The 20,080-nt window shown below is 71.6% G+C and carries 20 protein-coding genes; 8 read left to right on the top strand and 12 right to left on the bottom strand.

The features are described from left to right. Positions 1–64 precede the first annotated feature (64 nt). Positions 65–331, top strand: a complete 267-nt coding sequence (locus tag H0E84_RS07810; RefSeq protein WP_180678079.1) for a Trm112 family protein — start codon at positions 65–67, stop codon at positions 329–331. An 8-nt stretch (positions 332–339) separates the two neighbouring features. Next, complete coding sequence (gene nadC / locus H0E84_RS07805; protein WP_180678078.1) at positions 340–1,212, top strand: carboxylating nicotinate-nucleotide diphosphorylase; 873 nt, start codon at positions 340–342, stop codon at positions 1,210–1,212. Here the strand turns inward: nadC and H0E84_RS07800 are convergent. After that, a complete protein-coding gene (locus tag H0E84_RS07800; RefSeq protein WP_180678077.1) occupies positions 1,209–2,024 on the bottom strand; it encodes an FHA domain-containing protein in 816 nt (271 codons plus the stop codon). The two genes, nadC and H0E84_RS07800, sit on opposite strands and share 4 nt — an antisense overlap. Positions 2,025–2,099: 75 nt before the next feature. On the opposite strand from H0E84_RS07800, the gene H0E84_RS07795 reads away from it, so the two are divergent. Next, the gene (locus tag H0E84_RS07795) at positions 2,100–2,423 is read left to right on the top strand and encodes a DUF3301 domain-containing protein (protein ID WP_180678076.1); all 324 of its coding nucleotides are present in this window, start codon (positions 2,100–2,102) and stop codon (positions 2,421–2,423) included. A gap of 171 nt (positions 2,424–2,594) precedes the next feature. On the opposite strand, the gene H0E84_RS07790 is transcribed toward H0E84_RS07795, so the two are convergent. The 6 genes from H0E84_RS07790 to H0E84_RS07765 all read right to left on the bottom strand — a co-directional run bounded on the left by H0E84_RS07790 (position 2,595) and on the right by H0E84_RS07765 (position 7,699). Further along, positions 2,595–3,041, bottom strand: coding sequence for a ClpXP protease specificity-enhancing factor (locus H0E84_RS07790; RefSeq protein WP_257644124.1), 447 nt, complete (start codon positions 3,039–3,041; stop codon positions 2,595–2,597). Positions 3,042–3,086: 45 nt separating this feature from the next. Continuing rightward, entirely contained in the window at positions 3,087–3,722 is a 636-nt protein-coding gene (locus H0E84_RS07785) for a glutathione S-transferase N-terminal domain-containing protein (protein WP_180678136.1), read from the bottom strand. Between the two features lie 173 nt (positions 3,723–3,895). Next, positions 3,896–4,657, bottom strand: coding sequence for a cytochrome c1 (locus H0E84_RS07780; RefSeq protein ID WP_425600472.1), 762 nt, complete (start codon positions 4,655–4,657; stop codon positions 3,896–3,898). Between the two features lie 34 nt (positions 4,658–4,691). Beyond that, on the bottom strand, positions 4,692–5,882 hold the full coding sequence (locus H0E84_RS07775; RefSeq protein ID WP_257644126.1) for a cytochrome b: 1,191 nt from the start codon (positions 5,880–5,882) through the stop codon (positions 4,692–4,694). A gap of 99 nt (positions 5,883–5,981) precedes the next feature. Beyond that, entirely contained in the window at positions 5,982–6,620 is a 639-nt protein-coding gene (gene petA / locus H0E84_RS07770) for a ubiquinol-cytochrome c reductase iron-sulfur subunit (protein ID WP_180678075.1), read from the bottom strand. Positions 6,621–6,763: 143 nt separating this feature from the next. Next, positions 6,764–7,699 carry a lytic transglycosylase domain-containing protein gene (locus H0E84_RS07765; protein ID WP_180678074.1) on the bottom strand — a complete coding sequence of 312 codons (936 nt, stop codon included), beginning with the start codon at positions 7,697–7,699 and terminating at the stop codon, positions 6,764–6,766. A gap of 127 nt (positions 7,700–7,826) precedes the next feature. On the opposite strand from H0E84_RS07765, the gene miaB reads away from it, so the two are divergent. After that, complete coding sequence (gene miaB / locus H0E84_RS07760; protein ID WP_180678073.1) at positions 7,827–9,263, top strand: tRNA (N6-isopentenyl adenosine(37)-C2)-methylthiotransferase MiaB; 1,437 nt, start codon at positions 7,827–7,829, stop codon at positions 9,261–9,263. 619 nt (positions 9,264–9,882) lie between these two features. Here miaB and H0E84_RS07755 read toward each other — a convergent pair. Next, positions 9,883–10,668: a helix-turn-helix domain-containing protein gene (locus H0E84_RS07755; protein WP_180678072.1), complete on the bottom strand. Its 786-nt coding sequence runs from the start codon at positions 10,666–10,668 to the stop codon at positions 9,883–9,885. Positions 10,669–10,793: 125 nt separating this feature from the next. On the opposite strand from H0E84_RS07755, the gene H0E84_RS07750 reads away from it, so the two are divergent. Beyond that, the gene (locus H0E84_RS07750; protein ID WP_180678071.1) at positions 10,794–12,170 is read left to right on the top strand and encodes an FAD-binding protein; all 1,377 of its coding nucleotides are present in this window, start codon (positions 10,794–10,796) and stop codon (positions 12,168–12,170) included. A 4-nt stretch (positions 12,171–12,174) separates the two neighbouring features. After that, a complete protein-coding gene (locus tag H0E84_RS07745; RefSeq protein WP_180678070.1) occupies positions 12,175–13,092 on the top strand; it encodes a class I SAM-dependent methyltransferase in 918 nt (305 codons plus the stop codon). Positions 13,093–13,143: 51 nt separating this feature from the next. Here H0E84_RS07745 and H0E84_RS07740 read toward each other — a convergent pair whose 3' ends face one another. The 4 genes from H0E84_RS07740 to H0E84_RS07725 all read right to left on the bottom strand — a co-directional run bounded on the left by H0E84_RS07740 (position 13,144) and on the right by H0E84_RS07725 (position 16,920). Then, entirely contained in the window at positions 13,144–14,247 is a 1,104-nt protein-coding gene (locus tag H0E84_RS07740) for an ABC transporter permease (RefSeq protein ID WP_180678069.1), read from the bottom strand. Positions 14,248–14,263: 16 nt separating this feature from the next. Further along, positions 14,264–15,193: an ATP-binding cassette domain-containing protein gene (locus H0E84_RS07735; RefSeq protein WP_180678133.1), complete on the bottom strand. Its 930-nt coding sequence runs from the start codon at positions 15,191–15,193 to the stop codon at positions 14,264–14,266. A gap of 79 nt (positions 15,194–15,272) precedes the next feature. Beyond that, positions 15,273–16,241, bottom strand: a complete 969-nt coding sequence (locus tag H0E84_RS07730; RefSeq protein ID WP_257644122.1) for an HlyD family secretion protein — start codon at positions 16,239–16,241, stop codon at positions 15,273–15,275. Then, the gene (locus H0E84_RS07725) at positions 16,231–16,920 is read right to left on the bottom strand and encodes a TetR/AcrR family transcriptional regulator (protein ID WP_180678068.1); all 690 of its coding nucleotides are present in this window, start codon (positions 16,918–16,920) and stop codon (positions 16,231–16,233) included. Before H0E84_RS07725 ends, H0E84_RS07730 begins: the two co-directional genes overlap by 11 nt. Before the next feature lie 348 nt (positions 16,921–17,268). Between H0E84_RS07725 and nirB the strand changes: the two genes are divergently transcribed. Both nirB and nirD read left to right on the top strand, forming a co-directional pair. Beyond that, positions 17,269–19,725 (top strand): nitrite reductase large subunit NirB, encoded by a 2,457-nt coding sequence (gene nirB, locus H0E84_RS07720; RefSeq protein WP_180678067.1) that lies wholly within the window; start codon positions 17,269–17,271, stop codon positions 19,723–19,725. After that, positions 19,715–20,080 carry a nitrite reductase small subunit NirD gene (gene nirD / locus H0E84_RS07715; protein ID WP_180678066.1) on the top strand — a complete coding sequence of 122 codons (366 nt, stop codon included), beginning with the start codon at positions 19,715–19,717 and terminating at the stop codon, positions 20,078–20,080. The genes nirB and nirD overlap by 11 nt, the downstream gene beginning before the upstream one ends.

The raw sequence follows: 20,080 nt of genomic DNA, 5'->3' as shown, positions 1-20,080 counted from the left end.
GCGCTGCGGCGACACCGAGGTGCTACGCTTTCGGCGAACTCCCGCATCCCGGATCCGCCCCTCGATGGACCGCAAGCTCCTCGACATCCTCGTCTGCCCCGAATCCCGGCAACCCCTGGCGCTGCTCGACAAGGCCGGGCTGGAGGCGGTCAACCGCGCCATCGCCGCGGGCACCGTGCAGCGCACCGACGGCGGCCCCCAGGCCGAGGCGCTGCAGGAGGCGCTGGTCACCCGCGACCGCAAGCGCGTCTATCGCGTCGACGGCGGCATCCCCGTGCTGCTGGTGGAGGAAGGCATCGCCACCGCGCAGGTCGACGGCTTCCCTTCCTGAGTCCGCCGGTGGATCCCGTCATCGCGCCGCCGCCGGCAGCGAGCGTCGAGGCCGACGTCGCCCGTGCGCTCGCCGAGGACCTCGGCAGCGGCGACGTTACCGCCGCACTGCTGCCGGACACCGGCGACTGCGCCCGGCTGCTGTGCAAGGAAGAGGCGGTGGTGTGCGGGCGGCCCTGGTTCGACGCCTGCCACCGCGCACTCGATCCCGACGTGCGCATCGACTGGCACGTGGCCGAAGGCGACCGGGTCGCCGCGGGCACGGTGCTGGCCGAACTGTCCGGCCGCGCCCGCGCCCTGGTGAGCGCCGAGCGCGCCTCGCTCAACTTCATCCAGACCCTCAGCGGCACCGCAACCGCCACCCGCGACTACGTCGACGCGGTGCGCGGCACCGGGGCGCGGATCCTCGACACCCGCAAGACCCTGCCGGGGCTGCGCCTGGCGCAGAAGTACGCAGTGCGCGTGGGCGGCGGCGTCAACCACCGCATCGGCCTGTTCGATGCGGTGATGCTCAAGGAGAACCACGTGCGCGTGGCCGGTTCGGTGACCACGGCGATCGCCGCGGCGCGCGCGCAACAGCCGTCGCTGCCGCTGATCGTCGAGGTGGAGACGCTAGAGCAGCTGCGCGAAGCGCTGGCGGCCGGTTGCGACCGCATCCTGATCGACGACTTCGATGCGCAGACGCGGCGCGAGGCGGTGCGGATCGCGGCCGCCGCAGGCGCGGCGCGGGTGCCGCTGGAAGTTTCCGGCGGCGTGGACCTGGAAGGCGTGCGCGCGATCGCCGCCGACGGCGTGGACTGCATCTCGATCGGCGCGCTGACCAAGCACGTGCGCGCGATCGACCTGTCGCTGAAGCTGGGGCCGCCGGGCCGGACCGGCTAGCGCAGCAGCAGCGCCAGCACCGCCGCGACCGCCAGCAGCGCGACGGCCGCCAGGCCGATGCGCAGCCAGGGCCCGCTCCGCGGGTGGACGTCCGCCACCGAGCGCGCATGCACCTGCACCGGCTGCACCTGGCCCGGGGCGATCAGCCGGAAACGCAGCTGATCGAAGCCGATCTCGTCGCCGGCGCGCGCCAGCGCCATCTGCACGCGCCGGCCGTTGAGGAAGCTGCCGTTGCTCGAGCCGAGATCCTGGATCTCGATGCCGTCGGCGGCCGGCGAGAGCCGCGCGTGCGAGCGCGACAGCCCGGACTCCTCGAATCGCAGGGTGCACTCGGCGGCACGCCCGACCACGGTGATGCCGACCAGCGGATAGCTGCGGCCGAAGGCGCGGCCGGAAACGCCGCGCAGTACGTAGCGCGGCAGCGCCGGGCGCACGGCGGTGGCGTCGGCATCGTCGTTGGCCGGTGCGCTGTCGTTGGCCGGTGCGCCATCCGGCGCGGCCGGCACCGCGCCGGCGGCCTCCATCGAGACCAGCCGCGCCTGCACCTGCTCGAAGCCGACCACGTCGCCGGGGCGCAGCGCGAGCACGCCGTAGACCATGCGTCCGTTGACCCGCACGGCGATCCCCTCGGGCACCTTCAGGGTCACGCCATGGGCGCCGACCTGCAGTTCGAAGTGGCTGGGCAGCACGCCTGGACGATCGAGCACGATGTTGGCATGCGGATCGGAACCGATCCGGCTGACCCCGGGGCCGAGCAGCACCTGGGGGTGCTCGCCACCGGGGAACACGAGTTTGAGGGACTGGGCGCTCATCGGCGGCTCCGGACTGGCCTGGCGGGCGGCGCTGCGGGCCTTGCCCGGGGCCGACGCGGGCGCCACATTACACACATGTTCGATCTAGTGCTCGTGATGATCGCCGGCGCCGCGGCATTCGCCTTCTGGAGCGCGGCGCGCGGCGCCGCCGAGCGCGCCGAACGGATCGGCCGCCAGGCCTGTCGCGCCGCCGGGGTGCAGTGGCTCGACCAGACCGTGCACGCCGCCGGACTGCGGCTGCGCCGCGGCGACGATGGTCGCCTGGGATTCGAGCGCAGCTTCCGCTTCGAATACTCCGAGGATGGCACCGAACGCCACGTCGGCCGACTGGTGCTGCACGGCGATACGCTGGTGTCGTTCAGCGGACCGGTGCGGGCATCGGAGCGCGACCTGCGCTGAGAGGTCGGCGGCTGCCGTCCCCGCCCCGCCTACCGCGCGTCGACAGGCCGGAGCACCGCGCCGCGGCTCGTAGAGCCGAGCTTGCTCGGCTGCGCGGGCTCCGGAGCCGGGAGCAGCGGAGCAAGCTCCGCTCTACGGCGGCAGGCTGGACCGGCGCTGCGGTCACCGGGCCTACTTCACCACCCGCAGGTGCGCGCCGCGCTTCGGTGCCGGCGCCTCGTCCTCGGCCGGAGGGTCGGCCGCGGCGGACGGATCGTCGTCCGGGCCGGGGCCGGGCCCGCCGCCGACGTCTTCCGGCAGGACCATGCCGTGGCCGGTCTCGCGCGCGTAGATCGCCAGTACGGCCCCGACCGGCACCTCGACCGGATGGCTGACCCCGCCGAAGCGCGCGGTGAAGCGCACCCCGCCGTTGTCCATCTCCAGGCGGGTCACCGCGCGCTCGGCGATGTTGAGCACCACCCGCCCTTCCTTCACCGCGTGGGTCGGCACCCGCACCCCCGGCTGCTCGGCGTCGACCAGGATGTGCGGGGTCATGCCGTTGTCGGCGATCCACTCGTACAGCGCCCGCAGCAGGTACGGGCGGTGACTGGTCATGCCGGGCGCGGCGGTCTCGGGCATGCCCTCAGTGTACCGCCATCGCGGCGCCGGGCCAGCGCGGCGCGCTCATTCCGGAAGCTCGCGCAGGTTCTTCTCCTGCGGCGTCAGGCTGCGCACGAATCCGGGCCCGCGGAAGATCCGGTTGCCGTAGTCCTCGATCGCCTTGCCGTCCTTCGGCAGCGGCACGTCCAGCGCCTGCAGCCGCCAGATGATCGGCGCCATGGCGCAGTCGGCCAGGCTCATCTCGGCGCTGAGGAAGAACTTGCTCGCCTTGAACAGCGGAACCGAGGCGGTGAGCAGCTCGCGGAGCCGTTTGCGCCCGGCCTCGGCCTGCTGCTTGTTGCCCAGTTGGATCGCCTGGATCTGCGGCACCCAGTCGTGCTCCAGCCGGAGCATGGCCAGGCGCAGGCGCGCGCGGGAGAGCGGGTCGACCGGCATCAGCGGCGGATGCGGGTAGCGCTCGTCGAGGTATTCGCAGACCACCGACGCGGCGTAGAGCACCAGGTCGCGCTCGACCAGGGTGGGCACCGAGTGGTAGGGGTTGAGGTCGAGCAGGTCCTCGGGCGGATTCTGCGGATCCACCGCGATCAGGTCGTAGGTGACGCCCTTGGCCGCCAGGACCAGGCGGACGCGGTGGCACAGCACGTCATCGACGGATGAGAACAGGGTCAGGGCATTACGCATACGCGGACTCGCGGCCATCATCGGCACTCTCCCACAGCCGGATACCGCCGGCTGCATCGACGCCGCCCGCCCACTGCGGACGGTCGCCCCGGTTCCCGAGCCGTCCCCTCACGGCTGCCACCGGCCGGTCTGCGCCGGCCTGATCTGCAAAAAGCCCGGCTTGTGCGGCCGGGCTCGTGCGGAGGGTCCGCCTAGTGCACGTCGCGCCAGTACTCCTTCTTCAACAGCCAGGCGAGGAACGTGAAGAACGCCAGGAACAGGATCACCCAGACGCCGATGCCCTGGCGCTTGAGCGCGGCCGGTTCGGCGGCGTACTCGAGAAATGCGGTGATATCGCGGACGGTGCGGTCGAACTCCGCGGCGTCCTGGGTGCCGGGGCGAGCCAGTTCCAGGCGCTCGATCGTGGGCTGGCCGATCTCGTCGGCCGCACCGAGGACCGGATGCTGCAGCCCCTGCATCTCCCACAGCGGGTTCGGCATCGAAACGTCGGGGAACAGGGTGTTGTTCCAGCCCATCGTGCTCGCCTCGTCCTGGTAGAAGGACTTGAGGAACGTGTAGACCCAGTCCGGACCGCCGGCCTTGGTGCGCACCACCAGCGACAGGTCGGGCGGCGCGACGCCGAACCAGTCCTCGGCGTTCGCAGCCGGCATCGCCGAGACGATGTGCTCGCCGAAGTCGGCGCCGGTGAAGTTGAGGTTCTCCATGACCTCCTCTTCGCTGAGCCCGAGGTCGTCGGCCATGCGCGAATAGCGCAGGTACTTGAGCGAGTGGCAGCCGGCGCAGTAATTCATGAACAGCCGGGCGCCGCGCTGCAGCGAGGCGCGGTCGGCCAGGTCGGTGCCCGACTGCTGCAACGCGGTGCCCGGATCCGCGGCAAGCGCGGAGAAGGACAGCAGCAGCCCCCCGGCGAGCGCGGCCGCATTGCGGACCAGGCGCTGATACCGGCGCTTCACGATTCCCGATTCCCGATTCCCCATTCCCGGACCCTTAGTCATGTGTCGTCACCCGCTCCGGCACAGGCTTGGTGCTGTCGATCTTGGTCCACAACGGCATCGCGATGAAGAAGGCGAAGTAGTAGAAGGTCAGGAAGCGGCCGACGATGGTCTCGACCGGGTCGGTGCCCGGACCGGCGCCGATCTTGCCCAGCCAGATGAAGCTGATCGCGAACAGCCCCAGCAGCACCTTCGACAGCATCCCGCGGTAGCGGTAGGACTTGACCTTGGCGCGATCGAGCCACGGCACCGCGAAGAGGATCGCGATCGCGCCGAACATCACCAGCACGCCGCCGAGCTTGTCCGGCACCACCCGCAGCATCGCGTAGTACGGGGTGTAGTACCAGACCGGCTTGATGTGCTCGGGGGTGACCAGCGGGTTGGCCTCGATGAAGTTGTCGTGCTCGAGGAACCAGCCGCCCATCTCCGGGGTGAAGAAGATGATGAAGGCGGCCAGGATCAGCAGGAAGCCCACGCCCACCAGGTCCTTGACCGTGTAGTACGGATGGAACGGAATGGAATCGAGCGGGGCCTTGGCGGACCAGCGGTTGCCCTTCGGGCCCTTCTTGATGTCCACGCCGTCGGGATTGTTGGAACCGACCTCGTGCAGCGCCCCCAGGTGCAGCACCACCAGCAGCAGCAGCACCAGCGGCAGCGCGATCACGTGCAGCGCGAAGAACCGGTTGACGGTGGCGTCGCCGGGCAGGAAGTCGCCCATGATCCACTCGGTCAGGCCGTTGCCGATCACCGGGATCGCGCCGAACAGCGAGATGATCACCTTCGCGCCCCAGAACGACATCTGCCCCCAGGGCAGCACGTAGCCCAGGAAGGCCTCGGCCATCAGCACCAGGTAGATCAGCATGCCGAGGATCCACACCAGTTCGCGCGGCTTCTGGTAGCTGCCGTACATCAGCCCGCGGAACATGTGCAGATAGACGACGATGAAGAACAGCGACGCGCCGGTGGAGTGCATGTAGCGGATCAGCCAGCCCCACTCCACGTCGCGCATGATGTACTCGATCGACGAGAACGCCTCGGCGGCCGACGGCTTGTAGTGCATCGTCAGGAAGATGCCGGTGACGATCTGGTTGACCAGCACCAGCAGCGCCAGCGAGCCGAAGTAGTACCAGACGTTGAAGTTCTTCGGCGCGAAGTACTCCGTCATGTGCTTGCGGTACGCCGGCATCAGCCCCGGGGTGCGGTCGTCGAACCAGGTCCGGAAGGCGGCGATGACGCCGGTGGCCGGATCGTTCGGAGCGGCCATCTTGTCGTCGACGTTCGCCATTTATGCGGCCCCCTCGGGATCGAGGCCGACGACGATGGTGTTGTCATCGGCGTAGTGATGCGGCGGGACCACCAGGTTGGTGGGCGCCGGAACGCCCGCGTAGACCCGGCCGGCCATGTCGAACTTGGACTTGTGGCACGGGCAGAAGTAGCCGCCCTTCCAGTTGGCGTCGAAAGGCTCCGGGCGGATCTCCGCGACCATCTCCGGCGAGCAGCCCAGGTGGGTGCACAGCCCCACCAGCACCGAGATCTCCGGGCGGATCGAGCGCAGTTCCGGGTTGGCCTCGCGCACGTAGTCGGGCTGCTGGTCGCTGTTCTCCGAGTCCGGGTCGCGCAGCTGGTCGTCCAGGGTCGGCAGCGCCTCGAGGATCGCCTTCGAGCGCTTGACGATCCAGATCGGCTGGCCGCGCCATTCCACCACCAGGCGCTGGCCCTCCTGCAGGGCGCTGATGTCCACCGTCACCGGCGCGCCGGCGAGCAGCGCCCGCGCGCTGGGGTTCCACGACTTGATGAACGGGATGGCCGCCACGCCGGCGCCCACCGCGCCGACCACGGCCGTGCTCGCGGTCAGGAACCGGCGCCGCCCCGTATTGACCGAATCCTCGCCGCCGGCGGGATCGATCACCGCTTCATTGCCCATCCTGCACTCCGCAAACCTGTTCGGTAGCTACTGAATTCTGGCTGCCGCGCGCCGGCTCCCGTCGCCGGAAGCGGCCCGCAAAGACGGTAAAGTGTAACGGAACGCTGAATCGGCCGACAACGTCTTGACAGCCGCGCGCGGCTTCAGGGCGCGGTATTGCTGGCCAGGTGGCCGCGGTAGCGCTCGGCCAGGACGCCCACCCGCTCGACGTAGCGCCGGGTCTCGCTGTACGGGGGCACCCCGCCGTGGCGATCCACGGCGCCTTCGCCGGCGTTGTACCCGGCGGCGGCCAGGGTCAGGTCGCCGTTGAAGCGCTTGAGGAGCCACGCCAGGTACTCGACGCCGCCGAGGATGTTCTGTCCGGGATCGAAAGGATTGCCGACCCCGAAGCGCTGCGCGGTGGCGGGCATCAGCTGCATCAGGCCCTGCGCCCCGACCCGGGACAGCGCGGTGGGGTTGAAGGCGGACTCGGCGTGGATGATCGCCCGCACCACCGCCTCCTCGACGCCGAAACGCTGCGCCGCGGCGCGGATCTCGTCGCGGTAGGCGTCCGTGTTCAGGCGCACGGTCCCGAAGCTGACGCCCGGGCTGGCGCCGCAGGCGTAGCAGGTCTCCATGAAGCTGTAGCGGATGGTGCGCACGGCGCTTGCGCCGGACCCGCCGCTCGGCGCGCGGCTGGTGTAGTGGCGCACCCCGTCCTTGATGTAGGAGTAGACCTGGCCCTGGACGTGGCGGGTCCGCGGCCGGCTCGTGGAGGCAGGCGTCGCTGCCGGCGCGGGCGCAGTGGCGCCCTGCCCCATGAAAGTCGCCGGAGCGTTGGCGTTGATCGTCGCCGGCGAGCCCTCGACGCGGTTGCTGGTGGTGACGCTGCCGGCGGCGGCCGGCGCGGCTGCGGGCCGCGGGCGGCTGGGTTCGGGACGGTAGCTGCTGATCACCGTGCAGCTGGCTCCGGCGACGCGCTTGCTCACGTACTGCGGCACGCCGTCGCCGCTGTCGCAGCGATACAGGGTGCCCGCCGCGGCCGGAACGGACGCAAGCACGCACAACACGACGACGATCGATCCCCAGGCCCCCTTCATCGTGCGAAGTGTCCTCCGATTCCGCGGCCTTGCCAAGTCCTTGATCGCCAAGGGTCCGTGACCGATTACACTGTTCCGCCCTCCGACACCTTCCGGCCCGGAATCACCGCCGCGCCCCGGACACGCCATGACCGCCACCACGACCACCCCGCCTGTGCCCGCCGCCGATCCCCGCCCCGAACCGGCCGGCGGCCTGCCGGCCCGCGGCAAGCTCTTCATCCAGACCCACGGCTGCCAGATGAACGAGTACGACTCGGCCAGGATGGCCGACGTGCTGGCGGCCAGCGATGGCCTGGAGCTGACCGACGACGTCGCCGAGGCCGACGTGGTGCTGGTCAATACCTGCTCGATCCGCGAAAAGGCCCAGGAAAAGGTGTTCAGCCAGTTGGGGCGCTGGAAGGCGCTCAAGCAGGGCGGCAGGCCGGTGCTGATCGGCGTCGGCGGCTGCGTCGCGTCGCAGGAGGGCGCGGCGATCGTCAAGCGCGCGCCCTACGTCGACCTGGTGTTCGGCCCGCAGACCCTGCACCGGCTGCCGGAGCTGATCCGCGCCAGGCGCGGGACCGGCGCACCGCAGATCGACATCAGCTTCCCGGAGATCGAGAAGTTCGACCGCCTGCCCGAGCCGCGCGCCGAGGGCCCCAGCGCCTTCGTCTCGATCATGGAGGGATGCAGCAAGTACTGCAGCTTCTGCGTGGTGCCCTATACCCGCGGCGAGGAGGTCAGCCGGCCGTTCGAAGACGTGCTGCTGGAGGTGGTGCGGCTGGCGGCGCAGGGCGTGCGCGAGGTCAACCTGCTGGGCCAGAACGTCAACGCCTACCGCGGCCCGATGAGCGGCGCGGCGGGCGAAGACCTCGGCCCGGACGAGCAGCACCACGCCGATCTCGGCCTGCTGATCCGCACCATCGCCGAGATCGACGGCATCGACCGGATCCGCTTCACCACCTCGCACCCGCTGGAGTTCTCCGACTCGCTGGTGGACGCCTATCGCGACGTGCCGCAGCTGGCGAACTACCTGCACCTGCCGGTGCAGTCGGGCAGCGACCGGATCCTGGCGGCGATGAAGCGCGGCTACACCGCGCTCGAGTTCAAGCAGAAGATCCGCAGGCTGCGCGCGGTGCGTCCCGACATCTCGATCTCCTCGGACTTCATCGTCGGTTTCCCGGGCGAGACCGCCGCCGATTTCGAGAAGACCATGAAGCTGATCGAGGACGTCGGCTTCGACCAGAGCTTCTCCTTCATCTACTCGCGCCGCCCCGGCACGCCGGCCGCCGATCTTGAAGATACGACCCCCTCGGCAGAGAAGCACGCGCGCCTGGAACGCCTGCAGGCCGCCATCAACGTCAACGCACGGCGCCTCAGCGAAGCGATGGTCGGCAGCGTGCAGTCGGTGCTGGTGGAAGGTCCGTCGCGGAAGGATCCGAACGAGCTGACCGGCAAGACCGAGAACATGCGCTCGGTGAACTTCCCGGGCCACCCGCGGCTGGTCGGACAGTTCGTCGACGTGACGATCACCGAGGCGATGAGCAACTCGCTGCGCGGACGGCTGGCGACGACCCCTCCGTAGAGCGGAGCTTGCTCCGCTGCTCCGGGCTTCGGAGACCGCGCAGCCGAGCAAGCTCGGCTCTACAGGGGGCTCCGGAGACCGCGACGGTGGCCGCCCGCCCCCGACGGGGGCCGTCCGCCTTCTCGTAGAGCGGAGCTTGCTCCGCTGCTTTCGGCTTCGGAGACCGCGCAGCCGAGCAAGCTCGGCTCTACAGGGGGCTCCGGAGACCGCGACGGTGGCCGCCCGCCCCCGACGGGAGCCGTCCGCCTTCTCGTAGAGCGGAGCTTGCTCCGCTGCTTTCGGCTTCGGAGACCGCGCAGCCGAGCAAGCTCGGCTCTACAGGGGGCTCCGGAGACCGCGACGGTGGCCGCCCGCCCCCGACGGGAGCCGTCCGCCTTCTCGTAGAGCGGAGCTTGCTCCGCTGCTTTCGGCTTCGGAGACCGCGCAGCCGAGCAAGCTCGGCTCTACGGGGGGGCGACGAGGTTGTGGCGATCCCCGGGCCGTTTCCAACCGCACCGGCTTTCGCGGGCATGGCACGTCTCTGCAGGGCCACGCCGCTGGCCGCTCCTATAGGAGCGGCCCATGGCCGCGAAGGCCGCGGGCCCCTCCGTGGTACCCGCGGCGCTGGCCCGCCCACCCTCTACGGGTTTTTCTGCCCGGCACGCAGGGAGTCGAGCAGCGAAAACACCCACGGGCGCATCGCCACCAGCAGGCCGACGCTGCGCCGGCGCTGTGGGGGCAGGCCGACGTCGAGGTCCGCACACTCGCCGAACTCGGCCACGAGCCGCTCCAGCCGGCGCCGGAGCATCGCCACCGAGGCGTCGCCCAGCTCGCGGATCTCCAGGCTGAGCAGCGCGTCCCGCCCCTCGAAGCCATCGCGCAGGAATTCCTGGCTGGCCTGGTGCAGGAAGCGCGCGCGCACCGGGCCGTCCTCGCGCCAGGCGAAATCGCGCGGCGCCCGCAGCCGGACGCGATCGCCCGGCAGCAGCTCGACCAGGCGCAGGCGGTCGAGCTGCGCCAGCAGCCGCACCATCCGCGGCGCATCGAGGCCGAACTCGCCGCGGATCCGCGCCACCGTCCAGTCCTGGCAGAGCAGGTGGAACACGATCATCAGCTGCGGCTGCTCCGCCAGCGCCTGCTCCTGGCGCAAGCTCAGCCGGCCGCGCAGGTCGCGGGCGCCGCGGGCGATCCGGGCCAGCTCGAAGAAGTCCAGGTCCAGCGCCGTGCAGATCCGCTCCAGCCGGGCCAGGTCGATCCTGCCCTGCGACAGCATCCGCTTGACGGTCGGCTCGGACACCCCCAGCGCCTCGGCCAGGTCGGCGTAGCGCATTCCCCGCTGCTTGAGCGTGCGCTTGAGCGCGGCGAGCAGGCGCTCGGTGTCTCCCATGCGGTTCGAGGTCTCGTCCAGGGGTCTGCCTGGGATCATATTCCGATACCCGATGAATTTCGATTGCGGATTTCGATACCCGTCCTCACGGTAGCGCCGTCTCCCCTTCCGGCACCGCCCAGATGCCCGCGATCTGTCCAGCCCGCCCCGCCCCTGCCCGGCAAGTGCTCAACGACGTGCATTCGCGCCTGAACCCGACCCCGGCCGGCACGGTGCTGCGGCCGCCCTCGCTCCTGGCCGCGATCCGCTGCGTGCAGGATTGCGCGAGGCGCGGCCGGCCTCTCGCGGCGATCGGCGCGCGCCACGCCATGGGGGGCCAGCAGTTCCTGTCGAGCGGATGCATGCTCGATACCTCCGGCCTCGACCGGGTGGTCGGCTTCGATCCCCAGCGCGGGCTGATCACGGTCGAGGCCGGCATCCGCTGGCCGGCGCTGCTGCAGTGGCTGGCGCGCTATCCCGGCAACCGCGCCGGCTGGACCATCCGCCAGAAGCAGACCGGCGCCGACGATTTCAGTCTGGGCGGCGCGCTGGCGTCCAACATCCACGGCCGCGGGCTGGCCTTCGTGCCGTTCGTGGACGACGTCGAATCGATCGAACTGCTGGACGGCCAGGGACGGCTGTCCACCGCCAGCCGGCACGAGAACCCCGAACTGTTCGCGCTGGTGGCCGGCGGCTACGGCCTGTTCGGGCTGGTGCTGCGGCTGACCCTGCGCCTGGTCCGGCGACGCACGCTGCGACGCGAGGTCCGGCTGACGCGGGCGGCGCGCCTGGCCGGAGATTTCGAGGCCGCGATCGCCGCGGGCTGCACCTACGGCGATTTCCAGTTTTCGGTCGATCCCGGCGGCGACGATTTCCTCGATCTCGGCATCCTCTCCTGCTACCGGCCGGTGGCGGGCACCGCCGCCGATTCGCCGCAGCGGCAGCTCCATCGCGAGGACGTCGCCCGGCTGCTGCATCTGGCGCATACCGATCCGGCGCTGGCGTTCGACGAATACGCCACGTTCTACCTGGCGACCGATGGCCAGCGCTACGACTCCGACGCCCAGCAGATCGGCCTCGATCTGGGCGGCTACCACGACGCCATCGACGCCTCGGCAGGCCACCGCGGATCGGAAATGATCACCGAGTTGTACGTGCCGCGCGCAGCGCTGGCCGGGTTCCTCGCCGCCGCCGCCGACAGCCTGCGCCGGCACCGCGCGCAGCCGATCTACGGCACCGTGCGGCTGATCGAGCGCGACACCGCCAGCATGCTGGCCTGGGCGCGCGAACCGTGGGCCTGCGTGGTCCTCAACCTGCACGTCCGTCACGACCCGGCCGGCATCGCCGCCGCGCGCGCGGCGTTCCGCGCCCTGATCGACGACGCCGTCGAGCGCGGCGGCAGCTACTACCTCACCTATCACCGCTGGGCGACGCGCACGCAGGTCGAGGCCGCGCACCCGCGGTTCGCGGAATTCCTGCGCGCCAAGCGCGCGTTCGATCCCGACGGCCGCTGGTCCAGCGACTGGTATCGCCACCACCGCGCCATGTTCGAGGAAGGATGAGGCGATGGAGCAGCGCGCGCGACGCATCTCGACCGCGATGGCGGTCGCGGCCGGCACGCTGCTGGACGCCGACGCGGCCGGCCTCGGGCAGCAGCTGTCGGCCCGGCTGGCCCGTGCCTGCCTGGAGGAGTCCGGGGCTGCCGGCCGGCGCCTGCTGCGCCTGCTCGATCGCCGCGGCGGCCGCGCGCTGCTGCGCTGCGCGCAGGCGCTGGTGCTGCCCGGCATCGCCGCCCACTACCGCTGGCGCAAGCGCCGCATCCGCGCATGGGTGCAGGCGCGGACCGATGCCGGCGCATCCCAGCTGATCGTGCTCGGCGCCGGGTTCGACGCGCTGGCGGCGGGACTGGTGCGGACGGTTCCGCGGCTGCGGGCGATCGAGATCGATCTCGCCGTCCATCAGCGGGCCAAGCGCCGCGCGCTGCGGCGGCTCGGGCTGGAGCATTCGCGCCTCGGCCTGGTCGAGGCCGATCTGCGAACGCAGGCCCTGCCCGGACTGCTCGCCGGCGCCGCGGGGTTCGATCGCCATGCGCCCAGCGTGGTCGTCGCCGAAGGCCTGCTGATGTACTTGCCGCCGCCCTCGCTGCAGGCGCTGTTCGGCGGACTGGCGGCTGCGCTTTCCACGCCCGCCACCGTCATCGCCACGGCGATGGAGACCGGCGCCGGCGGCGCGCCGGGCTTCCGCGGGCAGCGGCCGTGGCTGCGGCACTGGCTGCGGCGGCGCGGCGAACCGTTCCTCTGGGGCTGCGCGCCGGCGGCGCTGCCGGCGTCGATGCGCGGCCACGGCCTGCGTCTCGACGCCATCGCCGACCCGGCCCCGCCGCACGATCCCGACCCGTGCCCGGGCGAATGGCTGTTCCGCGCCACGCTGCCGGGCCTGGCGCCCGCCCGCCTCACTTCCCGCGCCGGCGCGGCACCCGCATGATCCCTGCCCCGGCGACGGCGGTCGCACCGATGGGCGCGCCGCCGGGGGCGGTCAATCCAGCCTCTTGCGGAAGCGAAGGATCGCCGCGGTCATCATCAGCGCGGTGAAGACCACCAGCGCCAGCACTTCCGGCCACAGTTCCCAAAGGCCGGCGCCGCGCAGCATCACGCCGCGGATCAGGCGCAGGAAATGCGTCAGCGGCAGCAGCTCGGCGGCCCACTGCACCACCCGCGGCATGCCGGCGAAGGGAAACATGAAGCCGGACAGCAGGATCGACGGCAGGAAGACGAAGAACGTCATCTGCATCGCCTGGAACTGCGACTGCGCGCGGGTGCTGATCAGCAGGCCGAGGGTGAGGTTGGCCAGGATCAGCAGCACCGCCGCCAGATAGACGTCGAGCGCGCTGCCGCGGATCGGCACCTGGAACAGCCACAGGCCGAGCAGCAGCACCACCGAAGTCTGCACCAGGCCGATCGCCGCATACGGCAGCACCTTGCCGACCATCAGCTCCGAGCGGCTGAGCGGGGTGGCGATCAGCAGCTCCATGTTGCCGCGCTCGCGCTCGCGCACGATCGCCACCGCGGTGAACAGCACCATGGTCATGGTCAGGATCACGCCGATCAGCCCGGGCACGATGTTCACCGCCGAGCGGCGCTCCGGGTTGTAGAAGGCCACCACGCTGATCCGGCCGCTGCCGGCGGCCGGCGGCGGCCGGGCACCGGGGGGGGCGGCGCCGAGCGGCAGTTGCGCCAGCTGGATCGCCGCGCTCTGCACCACCGTGTCGGTGCCATCGACCAGCACCTGCACCGCCTCGCGTCCCTCGTCCAGGCGCCGCTCGAAGTCCGGCGGGATCACGACCCCGACGCTGATCTCGCCGCGGCGCAGCGCGTCCATCAGCTGCTGCGGCGTCTGCGCCACCAGCGACGGCGCGATCACCCCGGTGGCGACCATGTCCATGACCGCCGCGCGCGATGCCGAGGTCGCGGCCTGGTCGGCGATGCCGGCGTCGAGGCCGCGCAGATTGAGATTGATCGCATAGCCGAACAGCACCAGCTGCATCACCGGGATACCGACGATCATCGCCAGGGTGATGCGGTCGCGGCGCATCTGCCGCAGCTCCTTGAGCACGATCGCGAACATGCGCCGCAGGTTCATGGCGCGCCCCGGGCATTCATCCGGACGCCCCGGCGCGGCGCGCACGGCCGCGGGTGGCGGCGACGAACACGTCCTCGAGGTTCGGCTGCGAGGCCGAGACCCCGGCATGCAACCCGGCTTGCGCGAGCGCGTCCTCGATCCGCTGCGCGAGGTCGCCGTCGGCGTCGGCGAGCACCCGCAGGTCGTTGCCGATCTGCGCCACGCTGAGCACGCCGGACACCGCGACCAGGGCCTGCTGCGCGCGCCGCGGCTGCTCCGCCGTCACCACCACGCTGCGCCCCTCCAGTTGCGCGGTCAGCTCCACCGGCGTGCCGTCGGCGACCAGCGCGCCGCGGTCGAGGATGGCGATGCGGTGGCAGCGCTCGGCCTCGTCCATGTAGTGCGTCGAGACCAGGATGGTGGTGCCGGCATCCGCCAGGTCGAACAGGGTCTCCCAGAAATCGCGCCGCGACTCCGGATCGACCGCGCTGGTGGGCTCGTCCAGGAACAGCAGTTCGGGCTCGTGGATCACCGCACCGGCCAGGGCCAGGCGCTGTTTCTGGCCGCCGCTCAGGGTGCCGGCGAGCTGCTTCTGGCGGTCGTCGAAGCGGTACTGCCCGATCAGCGCATCGATGCGCCGCCGTGCCGCAGGGCCGGGAATGTCCTGCACCGCCGCCAGGAACTCGAGATTCTCGCGCACGGAAAGGTCGTCGAACAGCGAGAACCGCTGGGTCATGTAGCCGATGCGCCGGCGCAACCGCTCGGCCTGTTCGGGCACGCGCAGGCCGAGCACCTCGATCTCGCCGGCGCTCGGCGTGAGCAGCCCGCAGAGCATGCGGATGGTGGTCGACTTGCCGGAGCCGTTCGGGCCGAGAAATCCGTAGACGTGCGCGGTGGGCACCGTGAGGTCGACGTCGTCGACGGCGACCAGGTCCCCGAAGCGCCGGGTCAGCCCGCGGGCGCGGATCGCGACGTCGTCCTGCGGCCGGGCATCCGCCGCGGCGATCGCACCGGCGCGCTGCGCGCCGGCCTCCGCTTCGGGGGCGTCAGTCGCGGTCATCGAACTCCACCCGCACCGGCAGCCCCGCCGGCAGCTCCGCCGCCGCGTCGTCCAGCTGCACCTCGGCGAGGTAGCTCAGCCGCGCCGCGTCCTCGCCGGTGAGAGCGTAGTACGGCGTGAACGCCGGCTCGCTGCGGATCATGCGCACGCGGCCCGGATAGGCGCGCTCGGCGTCGGCGACGAACACGCGCGCGGCATCGCCGACCGCCACCCCGGCGCGGATCGGCTCGGGAACGTGGATCCGCGCGTACGGCGCATCGCCGACCAGCAGCACCGCCAGCGGCGCACCGGCCGGCGCCTCGTCGCCCAGCCGGTACGGCAGGCTGTCCACGCGCCCGGCGCGCGGCGCCACCACGGCCAGTCGCTCCGAGGTCAATTGCTCCACCCGCGCCTGCGCCTCGGCCGCGCGCAGCGCCGCTTCCGCCTGCGCGATCCGCTCCGGGCGGACGCCGTTGCGCAGTTCCTCGAGCTCGGCGGCGGCGGCGGCGACCTGGGCGTCGGCCAGGCCGGCGGCGGCGCGGGCGCGATCGAGATCGGCCGCGGCGACCAGTTGCCGGCGGGCCAGCGGCTGCAGGCGGGCATGGTAGGCGCGCGCATCGCGGGCCTGCGCCCGCGCGGCGTCGAGATTGGCGCGCGCCTGGTCGACGTCCTCGCGGCGCGCTCCGGCGCGCAGTTCGGCCAGAGCGTCTCGCTGGCGTTCCGCCTCGGCCAGGCCGGCCTGCAGGCGGGCGTCGCCGCGGCTGCGTTCCAGGGTGAGCAGGGCTTCTCCGGCCTCCACCCGCTGGCCTTCGCGCACCTCGATCGAGACGATGCGTTCGGCTGCCGGCGCCGGCAGGGTGATGCGGTCGTATTCGAGCGTGCCGAGAGCGCGCGGCGCGTCGTCGCGACAGCCGGCGAGCGCCGCCAGCACGCACATCCCCAGCGCCGCCGCCCGGCGCATCGATTCATTCGCCATTTCCGAGCTCCAGTCCGCGGTCCAGCAGCGCCAGCGCATGCCTGCGCACGTCGTCCATGCCGAGATCGTCGGCATCGAACAGCTGCCGCCAGATCGGTGCCCCGGCGGCGGGAAACAGGGTCAGGCCCACCAGCGAGACCATCAGCAGGCGCGGGTCCAGATCCGCATTGAGCCGGCCCGCGGCCTGCGCCTGTGCGAAGCGCGCGGCCAGCAGGTGCGCCATCTCCGGCGCGACTCGGGTGACCAGCAGGTCCCGCAACGCGCCGCCCTCGCTGACCACCTCGCGGACCCACAGGGCCGGGAACCAGGGATGCGCCTCGACCCCGCGACAGACGGCGTCGACGAAGCCGGCGACCAGGGTGGCCAGGTCCTCCCCGGCCGCCTCCGCCACCCGCGCCCGCACGCCCGCGAAGACGGGCAGCAGGCGCTGCTCGATCACCGCCTCGCGCAGGCGCGCGGCATCGCCGAAGTAGTAGTGCAGCAAGGCCGGGGTGACGTCGGCTTCGGCGGCGATGTCGCGCGCCGACGTCCCCGCGATCCCGCGCCGGACGTAGCAGGCGAGCGCGGCATCGAGCAGCCGCTCGCGCAGGTCCGGCGCCTCGCCGGCGGGGCGCCCGGGAGCGCGGCGCGCGGCCCCGTGGCGCGCGCGGCGTGCGGGCTTTTTCGGAGTGGAGTCCATGGGGCGTAAATTTAATTCATCATTTAATTACTTTGCAACCGCGCTGCCGTCGAGGCAGCCCGGGCCACCCCCCAACCTTGCGGTGCTGCGTCGCACCACGATGGTGCTGCGCCGCACCATACCGATGCGCAGAACCGGTTTCATTTGATACTTTCGCAGTTAAAACAACAACTTACATAAGCCGCACTTGGCACGCCGCTTGCGTGGGCAGTTGACGAGTCCGCAATCAATGGAGGCCCCCATGCCCTCGAACGCACGCACCCGATGCAGGCGCCGCGGGGCAGCGACGGCGGAATCTCGAGGGCCATCCGTCCCGCCGCCGCCAGCCCTCCGCGGATGGGTCGGCCGATGAAGAAGCCCTCGCTGGTGGTGGTCGGCAACGGCATGGCCGGGGTTCGCACCCTGGAGGAACTGCTGGTGCTCGCGCCGGATCTCTACGACATCACCGTGTTCGGCGCCGAGCCCCATCCCAACTACAACCGCATCCTGCTCTCGCCGGTCCTGGCCGGCGAACAGACGCTCGAGGAGATCGTTCTCAACGACTGGTCGTGGTACCGAGACAACGGCATCACCCTGCACGCCGGCCGCGAGGTCGTCCGCATCGACCGCGCCAGACGCGAGGTGATCGCCGCAGACGGCACCCGGGTCGGCTACGACCGCCTGCTGCTGGCCACCGGCTCCAATCCCTTCCTCCTGCCCATCCCCGGCCGCGACCTCGACGGCGTACTGGGCTATCGCGACATCGCCGACACCGAGGCGATGATCCGGGCCACCGCCGCACACCGCCACGCCGTGGTCATCGGCGGCGGCCTGCTGGGCCTGGAAGCCGCCAACGGGCTCAAGCGCCGCGGCATGGACGTGACCGTGGTGCACCTGCTCGACACGCTGATGGAGCGCCAGCTCGACGCGACCGCGGCCGGCCTGCTGAAGGCCTCGCTGGAACGGCGCGGCATCGGCTTCGAGATGTCGCGCAAGACCGACGCACTGCTCGGCGACGCCGCCGGCCGGGTCGCGGCGGTGCGTTTCGACGACGGCACCGAGATCCCCGCCGAGCTGGTGGTGATGGCCATCGGCATCCGCCCCAACACCGCGCTGGCCGAGAGCGCCGGGCTGCACTGCGACCGCGGCGTCGTGGTCGACGACACCATGATGACCTACGACCCGCGGGTGTACGCGATCGGCGAATGCGCCAGCCACCGCGGCATCGCCTACGGGCTGGTTGCGCCGCTGTTCGAGCAGGCCAGGGTCTGCGCCAACCACCTCGCCCGCTACGGCATCGGCCGCTACGCCGGCTCGGCCGTCTCGACCAGGCTCAAGGTCACCGGCATCGACCTGTTCTCGGCCGGGGACTTCAACGGCGGCGACGGTACCGACGAGATCATCCTGTCGGATCCCCAGGGCGGGGTCTACAAGAAGCTGGTGCTCAGGGGCGACAGGCTGGTGGGCGCCTGCCTGTACGGCGACACCGCCGACAGCGCCTGGTACTTCCAGCTGCTGCGCGAGAACCGCGACGTCTCCGCCATCCGCGACCTGCTGATGTTCGGCGAGGCCAGCCTCGACGACGCCGGCCAGGGCGGCGCCGGCCGGGCGGCGGCGATGGCCGACGACGCCGAGGTCTGCGGCTGCAACGGCGTGTGCAAGGGCGCGATCGTTTCTGCGGTCCGGCGCGAGGGGTTGTCCACCCTCGAGCAGGTGCGCCGGCATACCAAGGCGTCGAGCTCGTGCGGCTCGTGCACCGGCCTGGTCGAGCAGATCCTCGCCGCCACCCTCGGCGGCGACCATGCCGCCCCGCCGGCGACGAAGCCGCTGTGCCCGTGCACCGAGCACGGCCACGAGGCGGTGCGCGCGGCGATCCGCGACGAGCACCTGGTCGAGATCAGCCAGGCCATGGCGTTCCTCGGCTGGAAGACGCCCGACGGCTGCGCCGGCTGCCGCCCGGCGCTCAACTACTACCTCACCAGCACCTGGCCGCACGAGGCCCGGGACGAGCCGCAGTCGCGCTTCATCAACGAGCGCGCGCACGCCAACATCCAGAAGGACCGCACCTACTCGGTGGTGCCGCGGATGTGGGGCGGGACCACCAGCGCGGCGGAACTGCGCCGCATCGCCGACGTGGTCGACCGATACCGGATCCCCGCGGTGAAGGTGACCGGCGGCCAGCGCATCGACCTGCTCGGAGTGAAGAAGGAAGACCTGGAGGCGGTCTGGCGCGACCTGGACATGCCCTCGGGCCACGCCTACGCCAAGGCCCTGCGCACGGTGAAGACCTGCGTGGGCTCGGAGTGGTGCCGGTTCGGCACCCAGGACTCGACCCGCATGGGCGTGGAGCTCGAACGGGCGCTGTGGCGGATGTACGCGCCGCACAAGGTCAAGCTGGCCGTCTCGGGCTGCCCGCGCAACTGCGCCGAGTCGGGCATCAAGGACGTCGGCGTGATCGGGGTGGAATCTGGCTGGGAGATCCACGTCGCCGGCAACGGCGGCATCCGCACCGAGGTCGCGCAGTTCTTCTGCAAGGTGGCCACGCACGAGGAGGTGCTCGAGCACGCCGGCGCGTTCCTGCAGCTGTACCGCGAGGAGGGCCACTACCTCGAGCGCACCGTCCACTTCGTCGCCCGCGTCGGCCTGGACTACTGCAAGCGCCGCGTGGTCGAGGATGCGGACGGCCGCCGCGCCCTGCATGCGCGGCTCCAGGACGCACTGCGCGATGCCCCCGATCCCTGGCACCAGCCGGAGGCGGCGCGCGTGGACCGGCGCCAGTTCCAGCCGATCCCGATCGCGCTCGAGGAGGTGACCGATGCCGGATGACGGCTGGCTGGCCGTCTGCGGCCGCGACGAGATCCCGCGGCTCGGCGCCCGCGTCGTGCGCCCCGACGGCGGCGAGGACATCGCCCTGTTCCGCTCCGGCGACGACCACGTGTTCGCGGTGGTGGACCGCTGCCCGCACCGCGGCGGCCCGCTGTCGCAGGGAATCGTGCACGGGCGCAGCGTGACCTGCCCACTGCACGGCTGGGACATCGGCCTGGAGGACGGCCAGGCGGCGGCGCCGGACGTGGGCTGCACCCGCACCCTGCAGGTACGCGAGCTGGACGGGCGCATCTACCTGCGCCGCGACGAGCTGCTGGCCGCCGCGGCGCCGCTTGCGCGCGCCGGCTGCGCCTGA

Source organism: Luteimonas salinisoli (assembly GCF_013425525.1).
Classification (GTDB): Bacteria; Pseudomonadota; Gammaproteobacteria; order Xanthomonadales; family Xanthomonadaceae; genus Luteimonas; species Luteimonas salinisoli.
This window is presented reverse-complemented; position numbering and strand designations above follow the sequence as displayed.